The organism is uncultured Duncaniella sp., assembly GCF_910578445.1.
Lineage (GTDB): Bacteria > Bacteroidota > Bacteroidia > Bacteroidales > Muribaculaceae > Duncaniella.
Genome location: NZ_CAJTQC010000065.1, coordinates 1 through 1099 on the forward strand (window position 1 = coordinate 1; position 1099 = coordinate 1099).

Sequence of the window (1099 nt, forward strand, 5' to 3'; positions counted from 1 at the left end):
AGAGCGACCTCGAAGATTACCGCAAGGCATACTTCGGTCTGATTAAGCTTGGCAAAGACAACAAGCATCAGGTGGCAATCAGCAATGACACGTTTGACCATGTCGAGCGCATCGCCCGCTTTTTCGGTGGCCCCGGTTACAGCGTCAGCAACTTTGTCGAGCACATCATCAACGAACACCTCGACAGCAATTCCGCCAACTACGAAAGTTGGTTCACACTAATCAGTAAATCGTTCTGACCACTGCCCTTAGGCAGTGAAATGGCGAAGCTATCGGCAGCGCCGGTATCCGGATAATCTGTCAAGATTAGGAGGATAGCAAGGTAGTGGCAATGTAAACATTCCCGACCTTGCATCCTCCGTTACCGGGCGGCTGGAGTCCGTTCCCGATGGTCACAAAGTCGAATCTCAAAATCTCAAGACAATGACATTCACAAGAAGAAAAAAGTCTCCTCCGGGAGCAACAGAAAAGTCAGGCAAGTCGTATGTTGTCAGTGTCAGGCTCAATGAAGAACAGTATAAAACCGTGCAGGAAAACTGTCGCAAATCCGGCAGAAAGTTGTCAGACTACTGGCGTCACGCTCTGCTCAACGCCAAGGTTACAGCGATAGCCACACCTGAAGATATGGCGATTCTGCGTCAGATAGGGAGCATGGCTAACAATCTGAATCAGCTTGCGAAGAAAGCCAACGAAGCGGGCTTTAAGCTTGTCGAGTGGGGGCTCAAGGGTCTGAGCAAGGAAATAAAATCACTCTATTCCAAACTATCGTATGATTGGAGGCATAACTAAAGGCAGCTGTTTTTCGGGTTGTGTGGAGTATGCACTCGCGCTGAAAGAGAAGAACAAGGAAGCTCGTTTGCTCTATTCCGAGGGTCTGATGACCGACACGCCGAAAGACATTATTGACGGTTTCGAGTGTCAGCGACATCTCAACAGCAGGGTCAGACACTGGTGCGGACACATCTCATTGTCTTACTCTCCGAAAGACGCGGAGCGCATGAGCGATGAGTTTATGGTGAAACTCGCGCTGGAATATATGGATAAAATGGGCATCAAAAACACCCAGTTTATCATAGCCCGGCATCTCGATAAGGAGCAT

The 1099-nt window shown here is 49.0% G+C and carries 3 protein-coding genes; all 3 read left to right on the top strand.

The window, feature by feature from the left end; translation table 11 throughout:
- Window positions 1-239, top strand: a 239-nt coding sequence (locus QZ311_RS12290; protein WP_297068505.1) for a DUF3408 domain-containing protein, incomplete at its 5' end; no start/stop codon positions are given.
- A gap of 184 nt (window positions 240-423) precedes the next feature.
- Complete coding sequence (gene mobC, locus QZ311_RS12295; protein ID WP_297068507.1) at window positions 424-789, top strand: plasmid mobilization relaxosome protein MobC; 366 nt, start codon at window positions 424-426, stop codon at window positions 787-789.
- A partial coding sequence (locus QZ311_RS12300; RefSeq protein WP_297068509.1) for a relaxase/mobilization nuclease domain-containing protein occupies window positions 770-1099 on the top strand: 330 nt, incomplete at its 3' end. The genes mobC and QZ311_RS12300, both read left to right, overlap by 20 nt.